Source organism: Streptomyces sp. NPDC028305, assembly GCF_055569495.1.
This window is the reverse complement of record NZ_JBVHTN010000007.1, coordinates 663,209-687,166: the sequence shown is the minus strand read 5'-3', so window position 1 is coordinate 687,166 and position 23,958 is coordinate 663,209. Positions and strand designations below refer to the sequence as shown.

The following is a 23,958-nucleotide window of genomic DNA, read 5'->3' as shown; positions in this document are numbered from 1 at the left end:
TCACAGGTGTTACCTCGTCGGTCGGGGACAGTCCCCGAAACTCTACTGACCTGCTACGACGTCCGTGTCCCCGGCTCCGTCCCGCTGTTCGCGCGCTCGCTCCCGCTCGGCGAGGGCGAGCAGTTGCTCGACCGTGGTGTCCTCGCTGATCGGCACCGGCGCGGGCGTGCGCAGCGGCGGCTGCCAGCCGGATTCCGGGGCCCAGCGGCGTATGATCCGGGCGGGCGCCCCGGCCACCACGGCGTGATCGGGCACCTCGCCCCGTACGATCGCGCCCGCCGCGACCACCACGTTGCGGCCGAGCCGCGCCCCGGGCAGGATCACCGCGCCCGCGCCCAGCCAGCTGCCGGAGCCGATGTGGACGGGGGCCGAGCGCGGCCACTGCCGGCCGATGGGCTGGTCGGGGTCGTCGTAGGAGTGGTTGTCACTGGTGACATAGACGTACGGGCCGCAGAAGACGTCGTTGCCGAACTCCACGGTCCGGGAGGCGATCACATGGCTGCCGCGGCCCAGGACCACGCCGTTGCCGAGCCGCAGGACGGGGTCGGGGCCCAGGTCGAGGCCCGGCATCATGCCCGCGGTGAGCGTCACGTGCTGGCCTATGACGCAGTGGTCGCCGAGCTGGATCCACGGCTCCCCGAAGATGGTGCCCTGGGGGAACGCGAGACGGGTGCCGACGCCGAAGCGGGCGAAGCGGTACGGGCCGGGGCGGTCGGCCGTCACCGCGCCGGCTCGCTGTACGGCGCGCCATCCGCGGTGGACCAGGCGGGAGGTGAGGCGCCCGGGCCGGCCCCGCCAGGATGAGAACAGGTTCTCGTTCTTCGGCATTCGCACACCGTATCCGCCCCGCCGCGGGCCCGTCTGCCTCACCCCGGGGCTCGGCGCAGCACGCAGTCGCCGCACAGCCCGCCACCGGGCACCCGGTAGTAGAGGCAGCAGGTGCGGCGCCGGAAGGCGGGCGGGGGTGAGGTCAGGGTGCCGGTGTCGCGCAGCGGCGGGTGGGCGAGCTGGGCGCGGGCCAGCTCGGTGGCCCGCTCCGCCGCCTCTGGGAGGCCGTGCGCGTGGCACCAGTCGTGCAGGACCCGCAGCGAACCGGCCAGCGCCGAGGCGGCGTTGCCCCACAGCAGCCGCCCCGAGACCCGGTACGCCCGGGTGACGGCTGCGTGCAGCGGCAGCAACTGGGCGTACGCCGCGTCGCCCACCTGGCCGGCGAGCCCTCCGGGTTCGCCCATGACCGACGGCGTCCCGGGCCACCACAGGTCGTCGGGGGCGGTGCGCCCGGGGTGCCACCACAGCCGGTCGGGGCGGAGGTTGTAGACCCTGCCGGAGAGCGCGGCCGGGCCGAGCGCGAGCGACCACACCCGGGCGGCGAACCCCTGGAAGGCAAGGGAAGCCGCGACCCTCGGCTCATCGGTGCGCAGCGTCGCGGCGACCGCCTCGACGCGGGCGCGCAGCGGCGGCGCGGCCGTCCCCTCGGGCGTCGTCCGGTAGGCCGCGCCGACCGGCACATAGCCCTGCTCGCGCGGATCGCCGGCGCCGGGGCCGGTGCGCAGGGCGAAGAACGGCCCCACCTCGGACCCCGGCAGCGGCGGGTCAGCCATCGGCGTCGGCCGGCGTCCCGAAAGCCTCCAGCAGCCGGTCGGCGGCCAGCGTCGCCGTCAGCGTGCCGTCGCGCACCTGCTGTTCGAGTACGGGGCCGAGCCGCCGCACCCCGGGGTGTTCGCGCAGCCGGGTCAGCAGCTGGTCGCGGACCATGGACCAGGTCCAGTCGACCTGCTGGTCGCGCCGCTTGGCGTCCAGCGCGCCGGTCGCCTCCAGCACCCGGCGGTGCTGCTCCAGCCGCTCCCACACCCCGTCGAGGCCGGTGCCCTCGCGGGCGCTGCACGTCAGCACCGGGGGGTTCCAGGGCGCGTCCGGGGGCTGAAGCAGCCGCAGCGCGCCCCTGAGTTCGCGGGCGGCGGCCTTGGCGTCGCGCTCGTGGGGGCCGTCGGCCTTGTTGATGGCGACGACGTCCGCGAGCTCCAGGACGCCCTTCTTGATGCCCTGGAGCTGGTCGCCGGTGCGGGCGAGGGAGAGCAGCAGAAAGGAGTCGACCATGCCCGCCACGGCCGTCTCCGACTGGCCCACGCCCACCGTCTCGACCAGCAGCACGTCATAGCCCGCGGCCTCCATGACCACCATGGACTCGCGGGTGGCGCGGGCCACCCCGCCCAGCGTCCCCGCGCTCGGCGAGGGGCGGACGAAGGCGGCCGGATCGACGGCCAGCCGCTCCATCCGGGTCTTGTCGCCCAGGATGGAGCCGCCGGTGCGGGTGGAGGAGGGGTCGACGGCGAGCACCGCGACCTTGTGGCCGAGCCCGGTGAGCAACGAGCCCAGGGCGTCGATGAAGGTGGACTTGCCGACCCCGGGCACACCGCTGATGCCCACCCGGCGCGCCCCACCCGCGTGCGGCAGCAGTTCGATCAGCAGCCGCTGGGCGAGGTCGCGGTGGTCGGGGCGGGTGGACTCGACGAGCGTGATCGCGCGGGCGATGTAGGCGCGCGAGCCGTCGAGCACACCCTTGGCGTAGGTGTCGATGTCGATAGTGGGTCGCTTCTTCGGCGGCATGGGCCTACAGCTCGTGGCCGAGGTCCGCGGCCAGCGTCCGCACCAGCTCGTACGCGGCGTCGGGGATCACCGTGCCGGGCAGGAAGACGGCGGCGGCGCCCGCCTCGTGCAGGGTCTGCACGTCCTGCGGCGGGATGACCCCGCCCACCACGATGGTGATGTCCTCCCGCCCCGCCTCGGCCAGTTGCTCGCGCAGCGCGGGCACCAGCGTGAGATGGCCTGCCGCCAGCGAGGAGACGCCGACGATGTGCACATCGGCCTCGACCGCCTGCCGCGCGACCTCCTCGGGCGTCTGGAAGAGCGGGCCGACGTCGACGTCGAAGCCCAGGTCGGCGAAGGCGGTGGCGATCACCTTCTGGCCGCGGTCGTGCCCGTCCTGGCCCATCTTGGCGACCAGGATGCGCGGGCGGCGGCCCTCCGCACGCTCGAACTCCTCGACCAGCGCCCGGGTGCGGTCCACGCCGGAGGACGGTCCGGCCTCGTCTCGATACACACCGGAGATCGTACGGATCTGGCCGGAGTGGCGCCCGTACACCTTCTCCAGCGCGTCCGAGATCTCGCCGACGGTGGCCTTGGCGCGGGCCGCGTTCACGGCGAGGGCGAGGAGGTTGCCCGTAAGGCCGGCGCCCGGGCCGGACTCGGCGGCCGCGGTGAGCGCGCGCAGCGCGTCCTGGCAGACGGCGTCGTCGCGCTCGGCGCGCAGCCGGCGCAGCTTCTCGATCTGCTGGGCGCGCACCGCGGAGTTGTCGACCTTGAGGACGTCGATCTGCTCGTCACTGTCGACGCGATACTTGTTGACGCCGATCACCGGCTGCCGCCCCGAGTCGATCCGCGCCTGGGTGCGGGCCGCGGCCTCCTCGACACGCATCTTGGGGATGCCGGCGTCGATGGCCTTGGCCATGCCGCCCGCGGCCTCGACCTCCTCGATGTGGAGCCAGGCGCGCCGGGCCAGGTCGTGGGTGAGCCGCTCCACATACGCGCTGCCGCCCCACGGGTCGATCACCCGGCAGGTGCCGGACTCCTGCTGGAGCAGGATCTGGGTGTTGCGGGCGATGCGCGCGGAGAAGTCGGTGGGCAGCGCGAGGGCCTCGTCGAGGGCGTTGGTGTGCAGCGACTGGGTGTGGCCCTGGGTGGCGGCCATGGCCTCCACACAGGTGCGGGCCACGTTGTTGAAGACGTCCTGGGCGGTCAGCGACCAGCCGGAGGTCTGCGAATGGGTGCGCAGCGACAGCGACTTGGGGTTCTTGGGGTCGAACCGGCCGACCAGCTTGGCCCACAGCAGCCGGGCCGCCCGCAGCTTGGCGATCTCCATGAAGAAGTTCATGCCGATCGCCCAGAAGAACGAGAGCCGGGGCGCGAAGGCGTCCACGTCCATGCCCGCGTCGAGCCCGGCGCGCAGATACTCCACGCCGTCGGCCAGGGTGTAGGCCAGCTCCAGGTCGGCCGTGGCGCCCGCTTCCTGGATGTGGTAGCCGGAGATGGAGATCGAGTTGTAGCGCGGCATCCGCTGCGAGGTGAAGGAGAAGATGTCGGAGATGATCCGCATCGACGGCTGCGGCGGATAGATGTAGGTGTTGCGGACCATGAACTCCTTGAGGATGTCGTTCTGGATGGTCCCGGCCAGCTTGTCGGGCGTCACCCCCTGTTCCTCGGCGGCGACGATGTAGAGCGCGAGGACGGGCAGCACCGCGCCGTTCATCGTCATCGACACGCTCATCCGGTCCAGCGGGATGCCGTCGAAGAGCTGCCGCATGTCGTAGATGGAGTCGATGGCCACGCCCGCCATGCCGACGTCGCCGGTGACTCTGGGGTGGTCGCTGTCGTAGCCGCGGTGGGTGGGCAGGTCGAAGGCGACGGAGAGGCCCTTCTGGCCCGCGGCGAGGTTGCGGCGGTAGAAGGCGTTGGACTCCTCGGCGGTGGAGAAGCCCGCGTACTGCCGGATGGTCCAGGGCTGGTTGACGTACATCGTCGGGTACGGGCCGCGCAGATACGGGGCGATGCCCGGGTAGGTGCCCAGGAAGTCGAGCCCGGTCAGGTCCTCGGGCCCGTACAGCGGCTTGACCCCGATGCCCTCGGGGGTGTCCCACACCAGGTCCAGGGCGTCCTTGCCGATGGCTCCCTGGAGCGCTTCGGCCCATGCCCCGGCGCTGACCGCGCCGGACGACGCCTCGCCGGGTGTCCCCAGGTCGATCGTGGAGAAGTCAGGGATCTTGCTCACGGTCACGCCACCCCCAGGGTCTCGAGGGTCGAGGCGAGCACCCCGACCGCGTCACAGCCGGCGAAGACGAACTCGTCCACCCCGGCCAGCTCCAGCTCCTGGCGCCGCTCGCCGGGCCTGCCCGCCAGATGGACGCGCAGCGCTCCGGCCGCCTTCAGCCGCTCGGCCACGGCCACCGCCTCCTGCTCGTACACCTTGTCGCTGGAACACAGGCAGGCCACCCGGGCGCCGCTGGCGGCGAACGCCTCGGCGACCGACTCCGCGTCGACCGTGGCGGGTTCGTGCACCGCCTCGATCCCGCCCGCCTGGAAGAGATTGGCGGCGAACGCGGCGCGCGCGGTGTGCGCGGCCGCGGGGCCGAGCGCGGCCAGGAACACCCGGGGCCGGGTGCCCTCCGCCGCCAGGTGGGCGTCGGAGCGGGCGCGCAGCGCCTCGTACGCCTCGTCGCGGCGCACCCGCGGCAGGCCGCCGCCGGGCGGTACGGGCGCGGGCTCGCGCTCCACCGGCTGCTCCGCCAGGTTCGGGAACTCGCTGACGCCGGTGATCGGCTCCTTGCGCCGGGCGAGGTCCTTGGTGCGGCGCTCCCAGGTGGCGGCCAGGTTCCGCTCCACCAGCCCGGAGGCGAGGGCCCGCGCCAGCCCCCCGGCGCGCTCGATCTCCTGGAAGAAGGCCCAGGCCGCGCTGGCCACGTCGTCGGTGAGGCTCTCGACGTACCAGGAGCCTCCGGCCGGGTCGATGACCCGCGCCAGGTGCGACTCCTCGAGCAGGATGGTGGAGGTGTTGCGGGCGATACGGCGGGCGAAGTCGTCCGGCAGGCCGATCGCGCTGTCGAAGGGCAGCACGGTGACGGCGTCGGCCCCGCCCACCCCGGCGGCCAGGGCCGCGACGGTGGTGCGGAGCATGTTCACCCAGGGGTCGCGGCGGGTCATCATCACCGAGGAGGTCACCGCGTGCTGGCGCTGGGCGGCCGCCTCGGAGGGCGCGCCGCACACCTGCGCCACGCGCGCCCACAACCGCCTGGCGGCGCGCAGCTTCGCGATGGTGAGGAACTGGTCGGCGGTGGCCGCGTAGCGGAATTCCAGCTGGGCGCAGGCCGCTTCGGCCGACAGCGGCCCGGCGTCGGTCAGCGCGCGCAGATACTCCACGCCCGCGGCGAGCGAGCAGCCGAGCTCCTGCGCCGCCGAGCCGCCCGCCTCGTGGTACGGCAGGGCGTCCACGGTGAAGGCCCGCACGCCCGGGTGGTCGCGGTCGCAGACCGCCGCCAGCTCGGTGGCGGCGGACAGGTGTCCCGCGAGGTCGGTGTGGTCGCCGGTGCGGGCCGCCAGGCCCAGCGGGTCGGCGCCGAGGTTGCCGAGGGCGGCGCTCGGCGGCACCTGGCGGTCGGCGAACAGCCGCAGCAGCGCGCGGGCGGCGGGCTCGAAGTCGGCGCCCGCGTCGAGGACGACGGGGGCGAGGTCGAGATAGACCCCCTTGAGGGCCTCCGGGAGCCCTTCCACGGGCAGTCCGGCCGCGCCCACCGCCAGCCACAGCGAGCCGGCCCCGTTCTCCAGGTCCGCGAGCACCGCGCGGTTGGTGTGCCCGGGGTCGGAGTGGGCGTGGCGCTGGCGTACGTCCCAGCCGGAGACCGTGGAGCCCTGCGCCCGCCCGCCGCGCACGAAGGGCGCGAACCCGGGATAACCGGCGTCGGGAGGCGCGTCCTCGGCGGTGTAGAGCGGGTGGACCGAGATTCCGTCCTCGAGGGCGGTGGCGAGCGCCGCAGCGGCCTCCGCCCCCACGGCATCGACCGTGCCGGATTTGCGCAGCACCCCCTCGACGAGGTGGTGCCACTGGTCTCGGGTCGCCTCCGGGAAGTCGGCGGCGAGCGGGAGGTCGTCAGGCAGGACCGTCATGGGAGGAGGCTAGTGCGCGCACCTAAAGCGACAGCAGAGTCTCCTTCTGTGACCTTGCTCTCTAGCCGAATCTCTAGCCCATCCGGACCTGTGATCGCCTTCCGGCGGTCCTGGAACGACGAAGGCCCGCCCGGTGCGACGGGGGATGCACACCGGGCGGGCTCGAGACCTTTTTACCGCATCGAAGCGCAGTTATGCATCAAAAGCGTGTTCGTTTTCCCCGCTACCACGCGACAGGAAGCGAGATCAAGCCATGTGCACGGATCGTCGGCCGCCGGCGCAGCTCTGCGCGCGGAATGTCGAGACGCAGCCCCGGCAGGCGGCTCAGCAGGGCGTCCAGCGCGGTTTCGGTTTCCAGACGGGCCAGCGGCGCGCCGAGGCAATAGTGGATCCCGTGCCCGAAGGCAAGATGTCCCATTCGGCCATTATTCGGATCAAGCCGGTCCGGTTCCTTGAAGTGGCCCGGGTCGCGGTTGGCCGAGGCCAGGGAGAGCAGCACGGTCTCCCCCGCCGGTACGGTCACGCCGCCGATCTCCAGGTCCTCGAGCGGAAAGCGACGGATCGCCAGCGGCGCCGGGCCGTCGAGGCGCGCGAACTCCTCGACCGCCGCCGCGAGGCCGGCGGGCCGCTCGCGCAGCTCCCGCAGCAGCTCGGGGTGGTCGAGCAGCGCGAGCACCGAGTTTCCGATGAGGTGGATCACGTTCTCGTACCCGGCGAGCAGGAGCAGAAAGGCCAGCGAGGTCAGTTCGTCCTCGGTGAGCCGGTCCCCGCCGGGGCCGGTGCCCTCGCCGCCTCCCGCGTCGTCCCGCACCGCGATCAGGTCGGAGAGCAGGTCGTCGCCGGGCTGCTCCCGCTTGCTCGCGATCAGGCCGGTGAAGAAGCGCAGCATGCTGCCGACCGCCTCCTTCGCCAGGTGCGGCCGCGCCGGGTCGGGCGCGATCAGGGCGTCGCTCCAGGCCCGGAAGTCCCGCCGGTCCCGCTGGGGGACGCCGAGCAGGTCGCAGATCACGGTGATGGGCAGCGGCCCGGCGTACGCGGCGATCAGGTCGGCCCGGCCGGCCGGCTCGACGGCGTCCAGCAGTTCGTCCGCGGCGCGCCGGACCGGTTCCCGCATCCGCTCGACGCGGGCGGGGGTGAAGGCCTTGGACACCAGCCGGCGCACGCGCGTGTGGTCCGGCGGGTCCATGTTGAGCAGATTCGCGTCCAGGGCGGGCGGCAGGGCGAAGCCACGGAAGTTGCCGGGCAGCGCGTTGCTCTTGTCCAGGGACAGCCGGGGGTCGGCGAGCGCCCGCCGTACGTCGTCATAGCGCGTCACCAGCCAGGCGGGCCGCCCGTCCGGGCCCGAGATCCGGTGCACGGGGCCCGCCTCGCGCAGCGCGGCGTACGCGGGGTGCGGATCCTCCAGCAGCGCACGGGTGTCGAGCGGCTCGGACGGGCCGGGAACGGCGGTGTTCGCGGTGTTCTGCATGGCCCCGACTCTAGGCCCGGCCCGGGACCTTGACTCCTGCGGCGGGCTCGTCCCCTACCCGCCCCTTCCCGCAACCAGGGGCTTTGCCCCTGGACCCCGGAGGCCTGGGACGGAGCCCCCCCCGGACCCCGGTCTCCGAGCACCGGCCGTGCATGTGACGCGTGTTGGCCGAGAGGCGGCGCCGGGGCCGAATGTCCCCGGCGCCGCCCTGTGCCACGGGCGGCCCCGACCCCCGTCCAGGGCCGCCTCGTTCTCGGTCCCCCTTCACTGCCGCTGGGCGGCGGACCTTTCGCCCAGCTCTTCGAGTACCTCGTCGACGAGCGGCCGGTGGTACACGTCGGCGACGCGCGCCAGGTGTTCGTGCTCCTGGCCCGGCCCGGCCCCCGTCTCCACCACCACGCTGTCCGCGCCGGGCACCGGCACCCGCCCGGCCGCTTGGTTCAGCAAACCGCGTCGGAGCGCCGCCGCTTCCATGAATGCAACAAGTTGCCAATCCCCGAGTCCCGCGGCACGACCCTTGACACGCGCGATCTCCAGCGCCTCCGGCTCCACATGGCGGCGGACGCCGCGCTGTACGTCCCGGATCTCCGCCATCTGCCGGTTGGCCCGCCACTCCAGGTCCGCGAAGGGCCACCAGCCGGTCCAGCGGGGGGAACCCAGGTACGTCGCCATGGCCACCTCGGGCGCCTGGGCGGTGACCTCCCGCCACAGCGGGTCCAGTCGGCGCAGCCTGCGCCAGGCGGAGGCGCGCGGCCCGAGCGCCGGGATGGCGAACCCGGCGAGGACCAGCAGGGCCGCGACCGAAGCGGTCAGCGGTGCCACGCCGTTGGACAGCCAGGGCAGACCCCGGCCCGCCCAGGAGAAGAGCAGGCCGATCACCTTGCAGGCGCAGTACGCCAGGCCCAGCCAGCACCCGGTGGCCAGCACCCGCAGCCCCCGGGCCAGCCAGGAGCCGCGCAGGGTGGACGCGTAGCGCCGGCACAGCACCCCGAGCCCGGCCAGGCCCGCGCCGAAAATGGCCAAATACAGCGCCAGGAAGATGACAACGCCGGGGGCGTCCGCGTAGGCGGTGGAGAAGTCGCGGGGGTGCTCGACGGCGTCGGGGCGGCCTACGGCGAAGCCGATGACGGCGACCGACCACGCCGCGCCCACGGCGGCCACCACCGTGCGGGGCCGCACCGCCGAGCCGGTCCAGCGCAGCATCAGCACCAGGGCGCCGGTGGCGAAGACCATCACCGAGGAGTAGAGGAGGACCATGGCCAGGTTGGCGACGCCCACCAGGCGGTCGAACCAGCGGTAGACGCTCGGCGCGGAGAGCAGGAACACATTCGCCACCCCGGCCGTCATGACGCAGGTCAGACCGAGGTCGGCGTTCTGCCGGTCGCGGAACCAGGCGCGGGCCTTGTACGCGACGATCGCCCACGCGGCGGCGCCGAAGCACAGGTACACGACGTCAAACATCCGCGCCCCCGCCTTGGACGCCGTGGGAGCCACCGGCCCGCGCGCCGCGCACATGCCGCAGCGCGGGTCCGAGCGCGGCGGCGAGTTCGGCCGCCCGCCCCTCGAGCGGCAGCCCGTCGTCGGGCGAGGCCGGCACCACGCGCTCCATGAGGAGGGTGCCCAGCACCTCGGTCTCGCGCTCGGTCAGATCGTCGTAGCAGTGGTGGCGGGCGAAGTCCGCGGTCATCCCCAACCGGCGCATGGCGGTGGTCACATCGACCGACGGCGCCCACATGCGCAGCGCGTCCTCCGTCACGGCGGGGTCCTGGTCGTGGCCGAGCAGCAGATGTCCGACCTCGTGCAGCACGATATGGGTCTGGTGCCAGGGGGACGTACGGAGCTCGTAGAAGATCCAGAACCCGTCGTCGGTGCTGGCCGTCATGCCCGAGACCACGCCGCCCAGGCTCATCGGCACCAGGTGGACGGGGCGGCCGACGCGGCCCGCCACGAGGTCGCACAGACCCCGCAGATCGGTCGCGGCGGGCAGCCCGAGCTCCTTGATGAGCTGCTTGCACCGCCGCCGTATCCGCCCGACTCGCATGCCTGCACCGTCCTCGCATCCGGTCCGCCGCCAGGATTGGAACAACCGCTCCTGGTCACCGTCGACCACTGGGCGCCCCGTTGTCCGGATCCCCCGGGTCGCCCGGGCCGCCCGCGTCGGCCGGGTCCGGTGGGAGGTTCATCTGCTGTCGGAACTGGGAGATGATGGCGGTCAGGCTGTCCTGGACCTCGGGTGGCAGGCCCACCGAGCGCAGCGCGATGCCGCGCACCCGCTTGTCGCGCATCGCGACGAGAAACCGCACCTCTTCCTCGACCCGCTCGGCCTGCGACGGGGACAGGTCCCCCAGCAGATAGCCGACGGGCACGCCGAAGAACTTCGCCAGGGCCCGCAGCACGTCCGGGCTGGGGTTGGTGCGCTTGCCGTTGCGCAGCATGGACAGATACTGCTCGGTCAGGCGGACCCCGCCGTACTCGTCGCCGCCGCTGATGGCCTCGGCCACATGCGCGTTGGTGTAGGGCGCGCCCGGCGGGTGCATGGCGGTGAACAGATAGTTGAGCCGCCGCGCCAGCGGGCTGTCGTCGGCGTCCGGCGACCGCTCGGTCCCCACTGCCATCCGCACCCCCTCCTGCTGGTCACCGCGCACTCACTCACGGTTGGTTAAGGCGGACTCGGCCGCGCGATGCATCCTGCCATGGGCATCGGGCGACACACCAGCCCACCCCCGGCCGACGATGGCCGGGTGGACTTAACCGTCAGTTGAGGCGCGCGGGCGGCGAGAGGAAGGGGAATGCGGGGAGCGCCGCGTTCTGCCGCGCGGGGCCGTTAAGTTCGACGGGGTCGCCGGGTCAGTCCACGCTCTGGAGGATGTGCGGCTCGGCCAAGTCGTCCTCGTACCCGGCGAGCCGGATCGGGGCCGATCTCGCCCAGACTTCCAGGTTGCCCACCTCCGACCGATCCGCGAGCATGTCGCGGTCCCGTGTCGGCGAATCGTCGCTCTGTGTCTTCTCGGGGGTCACCGCACACTCCCTAGTGTCGGCTGAACCGGATGTGTCGCCAGATTAACGAGATCCAGAACGGCGTGCGCGTTGATTCCCAAGGAGTGGACACCCCGTCCCGGGACCGGGTACGGCGGCCACCGGCCCGCGTCGCGCTGAATCGGGCCACGACGGGGCCGGTCAGGGGCCCGGGCGGGGGCCCGGGACGGGAGCCTCCGAACGGGTCACGGAGGGGCGCACAGCGTGCGGTGCGCCGGCGCCCGCCATGGGCCCGCGAGCCCCGCGGCCCGGGTCCGCACCCACGGGGCTCGCCTCGTCTCGGCGCACGCTTCGGCCCGTCTCAGCTTGCGGACCCGATGTCCTCGGCCAGCGCGTCCCGCTCCAGCCGCTCGGCCCGGTTCTCGGCGGGGGTGTGCCGGGCCGCCTCGGCCGCCTGGGCCCGCTCGGCGTCGGCCAGCAGGGAGTGGCCGGTCGACAGGATGGCCAGCCCGACCAGGACCGCGGCCGCCCCGACGTAGAACGGCACATGCGTGTCGTAGTGCTCGGCCAGCCGGCCGGCGGCGTAGGGCGCCAGGCCGCCGCCGATGAACCGGACGAAGCCATAGGCGGCGGAGGCCACCGGGCGCTCGACCGGGGAGACGGTCATGACGGCCTGGGTGGTGATGGTGTTGTTCACGCCGATGAAGGCGCCGGCCGCGATCACGGCGGCGATCAGCGTGGCCCGGGAGTCCGTGAACACCCCGATGACCAGGATGTCCAGGGCGAACAGCGCCAGGTTGAGGTACAGGGTGCGGGCTATGCCGAAGCGGGCCTGGAGCCGGGGCGCCGCGAACACGGAGAAGACGGCCACCAGCACGCCCCAGCCGGTGAACACATAGCCGAGCTCATGGGTGCCGAGCTCCATCGGGAACGGGGCGTAGCCGAGGACGGTGAAGAAGCCCCAGTTGTAGCAGAGCGCCATCAGGCCCATGGTGAGCAGCCCGCGGTGGCGGAGCGCCTTGAGCGGATCGAGGATCGAGGCGCGGCGGGCGGGGGTCGGGGTCGGCTGTACGAGGGCCAGGGTGGCGATCAGCGCGATCGCCATCAGCACCGCGACGCCGAAGAAGGGCCCGCGCCAGCTGATGCCGCCCAGCTCGCCGCCCAGCAGCGGGCCGACGGCGATGCCGACGCCGAGCGCGGTCTCGTAGAGGATGATCGCCCCGGCGAAGCCGCCGCTCGCCGATCCGACGATCACGGCGAGCGAGGTGGCGATAAACAGAGCGTTACCCAGACCCCAGCCCGCGCGGAAGCCGACGATGCCGCCGATGCTCCCGGAGGCGCCCGCGAGGGCGCTGAACACCACGATGACCGCCAGGCCCGCCACCAGGGTCCGCTTGGCGCCGATCCGGCTGGAGACGAAACCGGTGACCAGCATGGCGACGGCGGTGACCACCAGGTAGCTGGTGAACAGCAGCGACACCTGGCTGGGCGTGGCGTGCAGCTGGCTGGACAGGGCGGGCAGGATGGGGTCGACGAGCCCGATGCCCATGAAGGAGATCACGCAGGCGAAGGCCACGGCCCATACGGCCTTCGGCTGCCGGAACGGACTCGGGGCGCTGGCATGAGCGGACAAGGTGTACTCCAGTCAGGAATGCGTTCTCTGAATGCGCTCTCGGGTGATGGAGTCGGGGCGCGGCAAGAAGGGGTGACGGCGCGTCACGAGGCAGGCGTCATCAGTGGCGTGACGGCGCCCGGGCCCGGGTGACGGGGCGTCACCCGGCGGGCGGCGCGGACCGGCCGCCCAGGTCGGTGGCGGCCGCCACGAGGCGCCGCAGGGCGGGCGCGGCCGAGCCGACCGCGGCGGCGAGCGTCGTCTGGTCCTCGGGCGGGAGCGCGGCCAACAGGTCGGACAGGCGCGCGACACGGTCCCGGCGGCGCTCGGCGAGCAGTCGCCGCCCGGCGTCGGTGATGGACACGAGCACGGCCCGGCCGTCGTCCGGGTCGGCGACCCGGGCCATCAGCCCCTGCTTGGTCAGACGCTGCACCAGCTGGGTCATGGCGGGCTGGCTCACCCCTTCGTCGGCGGCCAGGGCGGTCAGCCGGGCGGGGCCCTCGCGGGCCAGCCGGCCGAGGGCGGAGGCGGCGGTCATGCTGATGTCCCGCCGGCCCAGTTGGCGCACCGCGAGCACGGCCAGCTGCTCCAGGAGGTCGGCGATCTCCGCGCGCCGCTCGCGGTCGACCGGGCTTACACGTTCTACAGCTGCATCACCCATGCATTCATTTGTATCACGCACCTATATAAATGGACGAGCCCTGGGACGCCGCTGGTCCGGAACGCTGGGTTAATGTCTCCTGCGCGCCGTACGCGCGCTGATCGCATCCGTGGGGGGACCGTGTCGATTTCGCGTGCCGTCAAGCCCGTCGCCCTGGTGCTGGCGGGGGTCCTGGTGTCCTGGGCCGTGGTGTTCCACTGGCTGGGGTGGTCCGCGCTGTCCAGCGAGTCGAACGGAGCGTGCGGGGGCAGGCACGCCCCGTGCCCCGAAGGGCTCCCGCCGGTGCTCATCCTCGCGTTCGTCTTCACCTTCGCCGGTGTCATCGGGATGTCCTTCGCCGTCGGGGCGAACAGCGGGTCGCTGGCCAGACCCTGGATGGTGTCGCTGGTCGTGGCGGGCCTGGCCGGCGGCGTGTGGACGGGCGTGCTCGGGTACGAATGGCTGCGCGGGCCGCACCTGGACGTGGCCTGGGAGGCGCCCCGGGACCGCCCCTCTTCCGCGCGGGCCGTCGGAGAGTGGATGCCGGGGCCGTCCACCCTCATCAGGGCGCGCAACGACGGGCTGTTCGCCTACGACACCTCGGACGGCACCCGGCGGTGGACCGTCCCGGCGCCCGAGCGGAGATCGGTGTGCGCGATGAGCCGCACCACGCCCTCCTCCATCGGTCTTGTGGGCCTCGGACGGTACGAGAAGCCCTGCGACACCGTGGTCGCCGTCGATCTGTCCTCCGGCCGTGAGCTGTGGACGAAGAAGATCAACGCCGATGACTCCGTCAACCGGGCCACCGACGCCCGGCTGGTGGGCGCCGGCGACACCGCGGTGGTCCTGGAGGAGAAGGCGGTCGTCGGGCTCGGGCTGCGCGAGGGCGCGCCCCGGTGGCGCAGCCCGCTGGACCGGAACTGCCAGGCCCTGGCCGTCGACGCGACGCCCGAGCGCGCCCTGGTCATGGAGCAGTGCACCGGCACCGACGGGGACAACACGAAGATGCGGCTGTCCGCCCTCGACCCCCGGTCCGGCGCCCGGCAGTGGCGCAGCACGCTGCCGACGGAGAGCCGCTGGGAGAAGGTGTTCATGCTGTCGGCCGATCCGATCGTCGTGTATGTGAAGGAGGACGACGATCGCGGAACCGACGCGGTGATCAGCTTCGACGACAAGGGACGGCGGCAGGCCGTGATCCCCCGGCTCGGGCAGGAGGACGACCTCGACTTCGAGGTCATGCAGTACGGCTACGGCCAACCCTTCGACGCCCGGCCGGTCTTCCGGTCGGTGGTGACCAACGGGCTGTTCATCAGCGCTGTCGGCCCGGCGGACCAGAACGATCCCCAGCACGTCGCCGCGTTTTCGCTCAAGGACGGCAGAGGCGTCTGGAAGACATCGCTCGGCGGGACCGTCGCCGCCCTGACGCAGGACCGCTCCGGAGAACTCGGTCTCCTGGCCGGTGGCGACCTGTGGCGCCTCGACCCGGCCACCGGCGAGAAGCACGACAGCACCCTGCTGCGCGGCGCACCGCTCAGCAGCGTCCTCGCCCTGCACCGGATGCAGGGCGGCCGGTATGTGATCGTCAACTCGGACGGGGCGAAGGACACGCCACCGGTGTTCGCGATCAAGTAGCCGAGGACGCCCGCCACCGCCTGCCGCCCCACTGGCCCTGGCAGTTCGACGTACGCATTGCCCCCGGCACCTCCCTCGCGCGAGCCAACGCCACCTCCCGCCACCGGGGGAAGAGGATTTCGCTCCGCCCAGCGATGTGGGCCCGTACCCGCGGATGACACGTTGATCCGCGGATCCGGTCCGGTCGCGAGGGAAGGCGCGTATGTCGAAGACGAAGAGGGACAGAGGGGTCGTGGCGTTTCTCGCCATCACCTTCGGCGGTACCTGGGTGTGGCTGTGGGTGGCCCATGGTGTCCTGGGCCTGTCGGCGCTGAACCCGCTGCTGCAACTGCCGGGGTTCTGTGTGCCGGGGATCGCGGCGGTCGTGGTGCGGCGCTGGGTCACCCGGGAGGGGTTCGCCGACGCGGGGCTCCGGCTGCGGCCGCGCGCCGCGTGGCCGTACTATCTGGCCGCCTGGCTCGGCCCGCTCGCACTGGCCGCGGCGACCATGGCGCTCGCGGCCGTTCTGGGGCTGTGGCGGCCGGAGCTGTCCCCGCTCGACGAACTCGCGCCCGGGATGTCCAGGTGGACGGCGTTGCTCGTCCTGATGCTGGTCGTTCCGCTGCTCACCCCGGTGTACTGGGGCGAGGAGTTCGGCTGGACCAGCTACCTCAGGCCGCGGCTGTTCGGCGGCCGACTCGTGCCGTCCGTCGTGGCCACGGGCGTCATCTGGGCGGTGTGGCACTATCCGCTCGCCTTCGTCGGCTACACCGACTTCGAGAACATGCCGCTCGGCCTGGTGATCTGGACGGTGTCCTGTCTCTGCCAGGAAGTCGTCCTGGCATGGCTGTTTCTGCGCAGCCGCACCGTCTGGGTGGCGAGCCTGGCCCACGCCGGGAACAACATGGTCCTGTTCCTGCTCACCGGCCAACTGCTGGGCACCGGGGCCGACGGCCTCGGGGCGATCGCGACCATGCTCCTCACCACGGTTCCGGTGGCGGCGCTCGCCGGGTGGCTCGCATGGCGCTCGCGCCGCGGGGCGCGGGCGTTGAACGCGCCGCCCGTGCGCTCCGTACTCCACGGGGCGGGCAATGAGACCCGCGGCTCGGGCCAGGAGGGCTGCATCGGATGACCGCACACCGCACCGCTACCGTGGCCGCCCTTGTCGGGGCGGCCCCGCTCCTGCTCACGGCGCTGGCCGCCGGGCCCGCCCGGGCGCATGGCGCGCCGACGGACCCGGTCAGCCGGGCGGTGGCCTGTTCGCCCGAGGGGGGCGAGAACGCCCGGTCGGCCGCGTGCAAGGCGGCCGTGGCCGCGGGCGGGGTCGCGGCCGAGTGGGACAATCTGCGCGTGGCCGGGGTGGCGGGCAAGGACCGGCAGCGGATCCCCGACGGCAAGCTGTGCAGCGGAGGGATCGACGCATACCAGGGGCTGGACCTGCCCCGCGCCGACTGGCCTTCCACACGGCTGACCGCCGGGGCGGACCTCACCCTCACCTACCGCTCGACCATCCCCCACGCCGGGAGCTTCGAGCTGTACCTCACCAAGGAGGGCTACGACCCCACGCGCCCGCTGAAATGGTCCGATCTGGAGGCGAAGCCCTTCGCGACGGCCACCGACCCGGCCCTGGTCGACGAGGCCTACCACATCGAGGCCAAGCTGCCGGCCGGCCGGACCGGCCGTCAGCTCCTGTACACGATCTGGCGGAACACCAGCACACCGGACACCTACTACTCGTGCTCCGATGTGGTGTTCGGCGGAGCCGAGGACACGACAGGCAAGAAGGCCCCGGCCGCACCCACCGCCGAGCCCACCGACACACCCACCGCCGAAAGCACCGCCGAGCCCACCGACACACCCACCCGCGAAAGCACCGCCGAGAACACCGGCCAGGACACCGACCGCGCCGCCGACGCCAACGAGAGCACCTCGCTGACGCTGTACGCGGGCGGCGCGGCGGTGCTCGCCGTGGGCGCCGGCGCGGCCGTCACCCTGCGACGGCGACGCCCCCGGCGTCCCCGGTGACGACGAGGTCGGCCCGGTCCCGGGTGCGGGCCACCAGGTCGGCGTTGCGCTGGTCGGTGCCCAGGCTCCAGGCCACCGCCGCGGCGTGGTCCTTGCCGAACCGCTCATGGCGGGCGACGAGCCGGCGCACCCGCTCCTCCTCGTCCAGCTCGCAGTACCAGACCTCGTCGAGCTGCGGCCGCACCCGGGCCCAGTCCCCCTCGTCGTGCAGGAGGTAGTTGCCCTCGGTGATGATCAGCCGGGCGGTGCGCGGTACGGGGATGCTGCCCGCGATCGGCTGCTCCAGTTCCCGTTCGAAGCCCGGCGCGTACACCACCTCGTCCTCGTCCTCGTGCAACCGGCGCAGCAGGGCCGCGTAGCCCGCCGCGTCGAAGGTGTCCGGGGCGCCCTTGCGGTCGCGGCGCCCCAGTCGGTCGAGTTCGATGTCGGCGAGGTGGAAGCCGTCCATCGGCACATGCGCGATCCAGTCCCCGGAGCCGTCTCCCCCGTCCGCGGCCGGGCCGCAGCGCAGCGCGGCCAGGAGGTGCTCCGCGAGGGTGGACTTGCCGGCCCCGGGGCTTCCGGTGATTCCGAGAATCGCCCGCCTCCCGGGCCGCACCAGCGCGCGGGCGCGGGCCGCGAGTTCCTCGATCGCCATGGGCGTCGGCGGCGTCGGCGGTGTTGTCGGCGTCATCGGCCGCGGCCGCTCACGGCGAGCTGGTTGGTGATGAAGGTGTGGGCGTGGCGGGCCAGGTCCTCGCCGTCGGACCACAGGTCGCGCCAGACGGCGAGGTCGTTGGACAGGCCCCGGGCGACGACAGCGGAGGAGAAGGACTCGAAGGTGATCGGGCCCTGGTAGCCGATGTCGGCGAGGGCATGGAAGAAGGCGGTGAAGTCCAGGTGTCCGGAGCCGAGGTAGCCGCGGTGGTTCTCGCCGATGTGGACGTAGCCGAGCCGGTCGCCGACCTCGTGCACGGGTCGGACGAGGTCGTCCTCTTCGATGTTCATGTGGTAAGTGTCCAGGTGGATCAGGACGTTGTCCGCACCGATGTCATCGGCCAGCGCGAGCGCGTCGCGGGCGGTGTTGATGACATTGGTCTCGTAGCGGTTGCAGATCTCCAGGCCCAGCGTCATGCCGAGCCCCGCCGCCTCCTGGGCGAGCCGCTTCAGTACGGTGACGACGTTGCGCCGGCCGGCGGGGGTGAGCGGACCGGCGTACTTGCCGAGCGCGCTGTAGAGCGCGCCGGTGAAGTGTGTTCCGCCGAGGCCGTGGGTCACGGCGAGGGAGCTGTGCAGGAGTTTCTCGCCGCGCTCGACCACGGCGAGGTCCTCGCTGGAGACATCGGCGTCGAAGGCGAGGCCGCGGGAGCAGGCGACCCGCAGTCCGGCGTCCTCCAACTGGCGCCGCGCCGCGGGGACATCGATCGAGTCCGAGTCGTGCAGCGACAGTTCGAGGAGGTCGTAGCCGGTGGCCTTCGTCTTGTCGATGGCGTACGCGAGCGACGCGGGAGAGGTGTCGCCCGCCCAGACGAGGGCGTGCACGCCGATCGGGCTGGCCTGGGTCACGGTGGTCATGAACAGTGTTCCTTTGTGTGGCTGGTCGGTGGGGGGTGGCTAGCCGGCCTGGGCCCCGGTGATGAGGGCGACGATCTCCTCGCCCGTGGTCTCCTCGGTCCGGCGGCCCGCGACGCAGCGGCCGGACCGCATCACCCAGACCTGGTCGCTGAGCCGCATGACCTGTGCGAAGTTGTGGCTGATCAGCAGCACGGCGTGGCCGTCGTCGCGCAGCTTGTGGATGAGCTCCTCGACGCGCGCGGTCTCCTGGACACCGAGGGCGGCCGTGGGCTCGTCCATGATGACCAGCTGCGAGCTGAATCCGGCCGCCCGGCAGATGGACACGGCCTGGCGCTGGCCGCCGGACAGCCGCCGCACCCGCGAGGTAACCGCGGGGACGTTGACCGCCAGGGTGGAGACCATCTCCTGAGCGCGGGTCTGCATGGCCTTGCGGTCGAGGAAGGACACCGGCCCGATGCGCCGGACGATCTCCCGGTTGAGGAAGAGGTTCTGCCAGACGGTGAGGTCCTCGACCAGCGCGAGGTTCTGGTGCACGGTCTCGATGCCGGCGTCGCGGGCGTCCTCGGGCGAGCCGAAGTCGACCTGCGATCCGTCGAAGAGGATGCGGCCGCTGTCCGGCCGGTGGATCCCGGACACGCACCGCACGAGGGTGGACTTCCCCGCGCCGTTGTCGCCGACCAGCGCGGTGATCTCGCCGCGGCGCAGGGTCACCGAGACATCGACGAGGGCGCGCACGTTGCCGAAGGACAGCGAGACGTCCTCACAGCGCAGCAACTCGTCCGACGCGGTGGCCGCGGGCTGGGGCTCGGACTTCACGGTCGTCATCGCTGAAACCTCATCAGGAAGGCCGCGAGCACCACGACGATGCCGACGGACAGCGGCTGGTAGAACTGGGAGACGCCGAGCAGAGTCAGGCCGTTGACCAGTGCGGTCAGCAGCAGGGCGCCGATGACCGGGCCGAGGACGGTCGCCCGGCCGCCGAACAGGCTGACCCCTCCGAGGACCACGGCGGCGACCGAGTTCAGCAGGAACGAGGTGTTGGCGGCGGGCTCGGCGGCCCCGACCCGCGCCACCAGCAGGATGGAGGCGAGGCCGGCGAGGAGCCCGGCGACGGCGTACACGGCGATCTTGATCCGCGCGGTGCTGATGCCCATCGCGGTGGCCGACTCGGGGGATCCGCCGGTGGCGAGCAGATGGGTGCCGAACCGGGTGTGGAAGAGCACCACATGGGCCACGATCGCGACGGCGGCGGCGATGAGGAACATCCAGCCCAGGATTCCGATGCCGTTGGTGGACAGCCGCAGCAGGGCCGGTTCGATGACGGTCACGGGCTTGCCGTTGGAGACGATGAGGGCGAGCCCGGAGGCCGCCGACAGCATTCCGAGGGTGACGATGAAGTCGGTGATCTTGCCGCGGGCCACCACGAAGCCGTTGACCATCCCGGCGAGGGTCGAGGCGGCCACGGCGACCGCGCAGGACGCGGCGAGTCCCCAGCCGGCCGAGTACGCCTGGCCGAAGCCGACCGCGCCCAGGGTCATGGTGGAGGCGATGGACAGGTCGATGCCGGCGGTGGCGATGACGAAGGTCTGCCCGACCCCCAGGATGATCAGGATCGCGGCGGCCTCCAGCATGGACTGGATGTTGCCGGTGCTCAGAAAGGTCGGGTTGGCGGCCTGGAAGACCACCACGAGAACGATGAGCCCGACCAGGGCCGCCCAGTCGGCCCAGAAACCGATGTCACGCAGGCGCGTGGGCCAAGTGTCACGGTCGGGTGCCGCGAGCGTTGCGTTTGCCATGTGTGTCCTCCTGGCGGTGGCGGGTGGCGTGGCACGCCACCCGCCCGCCGGATTCGTCGCTGCTAGGGGGCGGCCCTAGCGAAGGAGCTTCTTGAAGGGGTCGTCGTAGCTGCCGAAGGGCTTCGGGGTGGCGGCCAGGGCCTTGCCCGCGTTGTCCTTGGTGACCAGCTCGACCGGTGCCTTGACGTCGGCCGGCAGCTTCTTGCCCTTGGCTGCGGCCTGGCAGGCCTCGAGGCCCATCTGGCCGATGGCGTACGGGTACTGGGCCACGGTGGCGTCCAGGGTGCCGGACTCGACGGCCTTCAGCGCGTCCTTGACCCCGTCCACGCTGATGACCTTGACCTTGCCGGTCTTGCCCGCGTTGGCGACGGCGCGTGCGACGCCCAGGCCCATGTCGTCGTTGGCCACGAAGAAGCCGGACAGGTCCTTGTTGGCGCGCAGGACGTCGGTGGCCTTGGTGAGGGCGGTCTGCCGGTCCCAGTCGGCGGCGACGGTCTGAACCACCGTCAGCTTGCCGTCCACGCCCTTCTTGAACCCTTCGACGCGGGCGTTGCTGGTCACATCGCCGGCGATGCCGCCGATGACGGCGACCTTGCCGCCCTTGGGCAGCAGCTCGGTCATCCGCCGGCCGGCCGTCTCGCCGGCCGCCACGTTGTCGGTGCCGATGTAGGTGGCCGGGGTGGCGCCCGCCGCCTTGGCCGCCTTGGCGTCGACGGGGTTGTCGATGTTGACGATGGTCTTCTTCGCCGCGGCGAGCTTGGCCAGCCCCTGGACGAGGTTGGAGCCGGAGATCGGGTTGACGATGAAGCAGCCGTAGTCCTGGCCCGCCAGCCCGTTCAGCTTGTCGGCCTGGCCGGTGGTGTCGGTGATCGAGTTGGCGGCCTGCACGGTCGTCGACATCTTGGCCGACTTGGCCTGGGTCTCTATGCCCTGCTGCATGCTCTGGAAGAACGGGTTGTCCAGCCCCTTGATCACGGCGGCGACCTTGGTGCTGCCCGACGCGCCCGTGTCACCGGATCCGCAGCCGCTCAGGACCAGGGCTCCGGCCACGACAGCGGCGGCGGTGGCGACAACGCTCCCTCTTCTCACGGTGGCTTTTCTCCGCATCAGGCGTCCCTTCCGATGGTGATGCGGCTGAACGTAGCCCTGGTTATGAGATCAAGCAACCCTTCTTTCAACTTTTTCCGTCACAAGACGAGCATCTTCCGTCGCATCAAGCCCATCGCTAGAGTGTGCGGGTGGACACCATCAGCGCAGGCGCTCTCCGGACCGGGGTCGCTCTCGGCGATGTTCTCGCCCTGTTCCGCGATGTCGACGAGGGCCTCACCAAGGCGGATGTGGTACGGCTGACGGGCCTTTCGCGGACCACCGTCAACCAGCGCCTGGACAGCCTCCTCGGCGCCCAACTCCTCGTCCCGGCACCGGAGGACGCGCGCACCCGCGGCCGCCCCGCGAGCCGATTCGTCGTCAACCGCCACCGCGGAGTGCTGCTGGTCGCGGACATCGGCGCCACCGGGCTGCGCACCGCCGTGTGCGATCTGGGCGGGGAGGTACGGGCGGAGCGCGAGGCCACCTCGGATGTGACGGCCGGGCCGACGGCCGTACTGGCCCTGGTCGACGAATTGTTCGGCCGGCTGCTCAAGGAGACGCGGCACGACGAGACGGACGTCCTCGGCGTGGGCCTCGGTGTGCCGGGCCCGGTGGACTTCGCCACCGGGCGCGTGGTCAGCCCGCCGATCATGACCGGCTGGGACCGCTACGACATCCCCGGCTGGTTCGCCCCGCGCTACGACTGCCCGGTGCTGGTGGACAAGGATGTCAACGCCATGGCGTACGGGGAGCAGCGGCTGCGCTACCCGGACACCGCCCATCTGCTCATGGTCAAGATCGGCACCGGGGTGGGGACCGGCCTCATCGCCAGCGGCCGGATCCACCGGGGGGCCGACGGGGCGGCGGGTGACGTGGGTCACATCCAGGTGACCGTGGACGATGTCACCGAGCCGCCGGTCTGCCGCTGCGGCAACACCGGCTGCGTGGAGGCGTACGCGGGCGGCTGGGCGCTGGTCCGGGACCTGAAGGAGGCCGGCTACGAGGTGACCACGGTGGACGACGCCGTGCGGCTCATCCGCTCCGGCGACGCGACCGCCGTGCGGCTCGCGCGCCGCGCCGCGCGCATCCTCGGCGGGGCCATCGCCGACGCCGTCAACATGTTCAATCCCAGCGTCATCGCCATCGGTGGCCAACTCGCCCACACCGACGAGCAGTTGTTCGCCGGGATCCGTGAGGTCGTGTACGGGCGCTCGCTGCCGCTGGCCACCCGCAACCTCCAGATCGTGCGCAGCGAACTGGACCCGCACGCCGGCATCCTCGGCCTGTCCCAGCTGCTGACCGACGGCCTCTACGCGCCGGAGCGGGTGGTGCAACTCGTGGAGGGCACCGCCTCGTAGGGTTCGGGCCGGCCGGCTACGACGACATCGAGCCGGCCGAGGGCCGAGCGCCGCCGGGCGGTCCGCTGCTCTCGCGGACCACGAGCTCCGTGGCGACCTCGACCCGGGTGGTCTCGGGCTGTTCGCCGGCCAGCAGCTGAAGCACCATCCGGGCGGCGAGCGCGGTCATGTCGGCGAGCGGGGTGCGCACGGTCGTCAGCCGCGGGGTCACCCAGTCGGCGAAGGGCAGGTCGTCGAAGCCCACCACACTGAGGTCCTCGGGGATGCGCAGGCCCAGGGTGGCGGCCGCGCGGAAGGTGCCGAGGGCCTGGTGGTCGCTGCCCGCGAAGATCGCGGTCGGCCGCCGGTCCAGGGCGAGCAGGTCCAGGGCGTGCCGGTGGGCGAGGTCGTGGGTGAAGTCGCCGTAGCGCACCAGCTCCGGGTCGAAGGGCAGTCCGGCCTCCTCCAGCGCGGAGCGGTAGCCGTCCACGCGGGCGCGTGAGGTGAGGCGGCGGGGCGGACCGCTGATGATCGCGATACGGCGGTGGCCCAGGGCGATCAGATGGCGGGTGGCGGCCAGCCCGCCGGGCCAGTTGGTGGCGCCCACCCACGGCACGCCGGGCGCGGGCTCGTCGACCGGGGCGACCAGCGCGAAGGGGAGGGAAAGGCGGCGCAGCTCCTCGTGTTGCGCGGTGGTCAGCTCGGGCACGACCAGGATCGCGCCACGGGTGGGCCGGGTGGCCAGGGAGTCCAGCCACTGGCGGGCCGCTCTGGTGCGGCCGTGGGTGGCCGAGACGACCAGGCCCATGCCGACCCCGTGCAGGACCTCTTCCGCGCCCCGGATCAGCTCGACCGCCCAGGGGCTGTCCAGCTCGTTGATGACGAAGTCGATCAGCCCGCCGCGCGGCAGCGCCGGGGTCGCGGCCCGGTGCCGGGCGAGATAGCCGTGCCGCTCCAGCAGGCGTTGGACCTTGGCTCTGGTCTTCGATGAGACATCGGATCTGTCGTGCAGCACTTTTGAGACGGTTGACACGGAAACGCCCGCCTCTTTCGCTATCTCGGCCAAAGTCGCCCCAGCCATTTCGTCCCCAGCCGTTGACCCCATCCGATGTTTCTCCTACCTTTCGGGGCGATCT

The 23,958-nt window shown here is 72.3% G+C and carries 22 protein-coding genes; 4 read left to right on the top strand and 18 right to left on the bottom strand.

All coding sequences use genetic code 11. The annotated features are described in order from the left end of the window. Positions 1-42: 42 nt before the first annotated feature. The 12 genes from ACZ4WQ_RS32555 to ACZ4WQ_RS32500 form a co-directional block, all read right to left on the bottom strand. Positions 43-828, bottom strand: coding sequence for an acyltransferase (locus ACZ4WQ_RS32555; RefSeq protein ID WP_358842495.1), 786 nt, complete (start codon positions 826-828; stop codon positions 43-45). 38 nt (positions 829-866) lie between these two features. Then, on the bottom strand, positions 867-1,601 hold the full coding sequence (locus ACZ4WQ_RS32550; RefSeq protein WP_398373564.1) for a (2Fe-2S)-binding protein: 735 nt from the start codon (positions 1,599-1,601) through the stop codon (positions 867-869). Next, a complete protein-coding gene (gene meaB, locus ACZ4WQ_RS32545) occupies positions 1,594-2,607 on the bottom strand; it encodes a methylmalonyl Co-A mutase-associated GTPase MeaB (protein ID WP_311729028.1) in 1,014 nt (337 codons plus the stop codon). Before meaB ends, ACZ4WQ_RS32550 begins: the two co-directional genes overlap by 8 nt. Before the next feature lie 4 nt (positions 2,608-2,611). Further along, on the bottom strand, positions 2,612-4,831 hold the full coding sequence (scpA, locus tag ACZ4WQ_RS32540) for a methylmalonyl-CoA mutase (protein ID WP_311729027.1): 2,220 nt from the start codon (positions 4,829-4,831) through the stop codon (positions 2,612-2,614). After that, complete coding sequence (gene mutA / locus ACZ4WQ_RS32535; RefSeq protein ID WP_468022628.1) at positions 4,828-6,714, bottom strand: methylmalonyl-CoA mutase small subunit; 1,887 nt, start codon at positions 6,712-6,714, stop codon at positions 4,828-4,830. The genes scpA and mutA overlap by 4 nt, the downstream gene beginning before the upstream one ends. Before the next feature lie 223 nt (positions 6,715-6,937). Next, a complete protein-coding gene (locus tag ACZ4WQ_RS32530) occupies positions 6,938-8,182 on the bottom strand; it encodes a cytochrome P450 family protein (RefSeq protein WP_468022627.1) in 1,245 nt (414 codons plus the stop codon). Positions 8,183-8,446: 264 nt separating this feature from the next. Continuing rightward, positions 8,447-9,643: an MAB_1171c family putative transporter gene (locus ACZ4WQ_RS32525; protein WP_311729024.1), complete on the bottom strand. Its 1,197-nt coding sequence runs from the start codon at positions 9,641-9,643 to the stop codon at positions 8,447-8,449. Next, positions 9,636-10,223, bottom strand: a complete 588-nt coding sequence (locus tag ACZ4WQ_RS32520; protein ID WP_311729023.1) for a hypothetical protein — start codon at positions 10,221-10,223, stop codon at positions 9,636-9,638. Before ACZ4WQ_RS32520 ends, ACZ4WQ_RS32525 begins: the two co-directional genes overlap by 8 nt. A gap of 55 nt (positions 10,224-10,278) precedes the next feature. Then, positions 10,279-10,797: a helix-turn-helix domain-containing protein gene (locus tag ACZ4WQ_RS32515; RefSeq protein WP_361185391.1), complete on the bottom strand. Its 519-nt coding sequence runs from the start codon at positions 10,795-10,797 to the stop codon at positions 10,279-10,281. 232 nt (positions 10,798-11,029) lie between these two features. Further along, the gene (locus ACZ4WQ_RS32510) at positions 11,030-11,200 is read right to left on the bottom strand and encodes a hypothetical protein (RefSeq protein ID WP_311729021.1); all 171 of its coding nucleotides are present in this window, start codon (positions 11,198-11,200) and stop codon (positions 11,030-11,032) included. A 319-nt stretch (positions 11,201-11,519) separates the two neighbouring features. Continuing rightward, complete coding sequence (locus ACZ4WQ_RS32505; protein WP_398373559.1) at positions 11,520-12,791, bottom strand: MFS transporter; 1,272 nt, start codon at positions 12,789-12,791, stop codon at positions 11,520-11,522. A 139-nt stretch (positions 12,792-12,930) separates the two neighbouring features. Further along, complete coding sequence (locus ACZ4WQ_RS32500) at positions 12,931-13,431, bottom strand: MarR family winged helix-turn-helix transcriptional regulator (protein WP_398373558.1); 501 nt, start codon at positions 13,429-13,431, stop codon at positions 12,931-12,933. Positions 13,432-13,551: 120 nt separating this feature from the next. Between ACZ4WQ_RS32500 and ACZ4WQ_RS32495 the strand changes: the two genes are divergently transcribed. The 3 genes from ACZ4WQ_RS32495 (at position 13,552) to ACZ4WQ_RS32485 (ending at position 17,046) form a co-directional block, all read left to right on the top strand. Further along, the gene (locus tag ACZ4WQ_RS32495; protein WP_398373557.1) at positions 13,552-15,042 is read left to right on the top strand and encodes an outer membrane protein assembly factor BamB family protein; all 1,491 of its coding nucleotides are present in this window, start codon (positions 13,552-13,554) and stop codon (positions 15,040-15,042) included. 202 nt (positions 15,043-15,244) lie between these two features. Then, positions 15,245-16,153, top strand: a complete 909-nt coding sequence (locus ACZ4WQ_RS32490; RefSeq protein WP_398373556.1) for a lysostaphin resistance A-like protein — start codon at positions 15,245-15,247, stop codon at positions 16,151-16,153. Beyond that, positions 16,150-17,046, top strand: a complete 897-nt coding sequence (locus ACZ4WQ_RS32485) for a lytic polysaccharide monooxygenase auxiliary activity family 9 protein (RefSeq protein ID WP_398373555.1) — start codon at positions 16,150-16,152, stop codon at positions 17,044-17,046. Before ACZ4WQ_RS32490 ends, ACZ4WQ_RS32485 begins: the two co-directional genes overlap by 4 nt. On the opposite strand, the gene ACZ4WQ_RS32480 is transcribed toward ACZ4WQ_RS32485, so the two are convergent. The 5 genes from ACZ4WQ_RS32480 to ACZ4WQ_RS32460 form a co-directional block, all read right to left on the bottom strand. Next, entirely contained in the window at positions 17,009-17,719 is a 711-nt protein-coding gene (locus ACZ4WQ_RS32480; protein ID WP_361185380.1) for a nucleoside/nucleotide kinase family protein, read from the bottom strand. The genes ACZ4WQ_RS32485 and ACZ4WQ_RS32480 overlap by 38 nt on opposite strands. Further along, positions 17,716-18,600 carry a sugar phosphate isomerase/epimerase family protein gene (locus ACZ4WQ_RS32475; RefSeq protein WP_311729014.1) on the bottom strand — a complete coding sequence of 295 codons (885 nt, stop codon included), beginning with the start codon at positions 18,598-18,600 and terminating at the stop codon, positions 17,716-17,718. Before ACZ4WQ_RS32475 ends, ACZ4WQ_RS32480 begins: the two co-directional genes overlap by 4 nt. Before the next feature lie 39 nt (positions 18,601-18,639). Further along, positions 18,640-19,425 carry an ATP-binding cassette domain-containing protein gene (locus ACZ4WQ_RS32470; protein WP_385351709.1) on the bottom strand — a complete coding sequence of 262 codons (786 nt, stop codon included), beginning with the start codon at positions 19,423-19,425 and terminating at the stop codon, positions 18,640-18,642. Further along, on the bottom strand, positions 19,422-20,396 hold the full coding sequence (locus ACZ4WQ_RS32465) for an ABC transporter permease (RefSeq protein ID WP_311729012.1): 975 nt from the start codon (positions 20,394-20,396) through the stop codon (positions 19,422-19,424). The genes ACZ4WQ_RS32470 and ACZ4WQ_RS32465 overlap by 4 nt, the downstream gene beginning before the upstream one ends. A 75-nt stretch (positions 20,397-20,471) precedes the next feature. Continuing rightward, entirely contained in the window at positions 20,472-21,485 is a 1,014-nt protein-coding gene (locus ACZ4WQ_RS32460; RefSeq protein ID WP_361191442.1) for a sugar ABC transporter substrate-binding protein, read from the bottom strand. 149 nt (positions 21,486-21,634) lie between these two features. On the opposite strand from ACZ4WQ_RS32460, the gene ACZ4WQ_RS32455 reads away from it, so the two are divergent. Then, positions 21,635-22,843, top strand: a complete 1,209-nt coding sequence (locus tag ACZ4WQ_RS32455) for an ROK family transcriptional regulator (protein ID WP_398373554.1) — start codon at positions 21,635-21,637, stop codon at positions 22,841-22,843. A 16-nt stretch (positions 22,844-22,859) separates the two neighbouring features. Here ACZ4WQ_RS32455 and ACZ4WQ_RS32450 read toward each other — a convergent pair whose 3' ends face one another. Continuing rightward, positions 22,860-23,903, bottom strand: a complete 1,044-nt coding sequence (locus ACZ4WQ_RS32450) for a LacI family DNA-binding transcriptional regulator (protein WP_398373553.1) — start codon at positions 23,901-23,903, stop codon at positions 22,860-22,862. Positions 23,904-23,958 lie beyond the last annotated feature (55 nt).

What these genes read in the sequence shown, in the direction of transcription:
- ACZ4WQ_RS32480 (WP_361185380.1), bottom strand. Translation starts at nt 17,719, where the DNA reads ATGACGCCGACAACACCGCCGACGCCGCCGACGCCCATGGCGATCGAG.
- ACZ4WQ_RS32550 (WP_398373564.1), bottom strand. Translation starts at nt 1,601, where the DNA reads ATGGCTGACCCGCCGCTGCCGGGGTCCGAGGTGGGGCCGTTCTTCGCC.
- ACZ4WQ_RS32490 (WP_398373556.1), top strand. Translation starts at nt 15,245, where the DNA reads ATGTCGAAGACGAAGAGGGACAGAGGGGTCGTGGCGTTTCTCGCCATC.
- ACZ4WQ_RS32470 (WP_385351709.1), bottom strand. Translation starts at nt 19,425, where the DNA reads ATGACGACCGTGAAGTCCGAGCCCCAGCCCGCGGCCACCGCGTCGGAC.
- ACZ4WQ_RS32475 (WP_311729014.1), bottom strand. Translation starts at nt 18,600, where the DNA reads ATGACCACCGTGACCCAGGCCAGCCCGATCGGCGTGCACGCCCTCGTC.
- ACZ4WQ_RS32555 (WP_358842495.1), bottom strand. Translation starts at nt 828, where the DNA reads ATGCCGAAGAACGAGAACCTGTTCTCATCCTGGCGGGGCCGGCCCGGG.
- ACZ4WQ_RS32520 (WP_311729023.1), bottom strand. Translation starts at nt 10,223, where the DNA reads ATGCGAGTCGGGCGGATACGGCGGCGGTGCAAGCAGCTCATCAAGGAG.
- ACZ4WQ_RS32530 (WP_468022627.1), bottom strand. Translation starts at nt 8,182, where the DNA reads ATGCAGAACACCGCGAACACCGCCGTTCCCGGCCCGTCCGAGCCGCTC.
- ACZ4WQ_RS32525 (WP_311729024.1), bottom strand. Translation starts at nt 9,643, where the DNA reads ATGTTTGACGTCGTGTACCTGTGCTTCGGCGCCGCCGCGTGGGCGATC.
- ACZ4WQ_RS32515 (WP_361185391.1), bottom strand. Translation starts at nt 10,797, where the DNA reads ATGGCAGTGGGGACCGAGCGGTCGCCGGACGCCGACGACAGCCCGCTG.
- ACZ4WQ_RS32450 (WP_398373553.1), bottom strand. Translation starts at nt 23,903, where the DNA reads ATGGCTGGGGCGACTTTGGCCGAGATAGCGAAAGAGGCGGGCGTTTCC.
- ACZ4WQ_RS32465 (WP_311729012.1), bottom strand. Translation starts at nt 20,396, where the DNA reads ATGGCAAACGCAACGCTCGCGGCACCCGACCGTGACACTTGGCCCACG.
- ACZ4WQ_RS32500 (WP_398373558.1), bottom strand. Translation starts at nt 13,431, where the DNA reads ATGGGTGATGCAGCTGTAGAACGTGTAAGCCCGGTCGACCGCGAGCGG.
- meaB (WP_311729028.1), bottom strand. Translation starts at nt 2,607, where the DNA reads ATGCCGCCGAAGAAGCGACCCACTATCGACATCGACACCTACGCCAAG.
- mutA (WP_468022628.1), bottom strand. Translation starts at nt 6,714, where the DNA reads ATGACGGTCCTGCCTGACGACCTCCCGCTCGCCGCCGACTTCCCGGAG.
- ACZ4WQ_RS32485 (WP_398373555.1), top strand. Translation starts at nt 16,150, where the DNA reads ATGACCGCACACCGCACCGCTACCGTGGCCGCCCTTGTCGGGGCGGCC.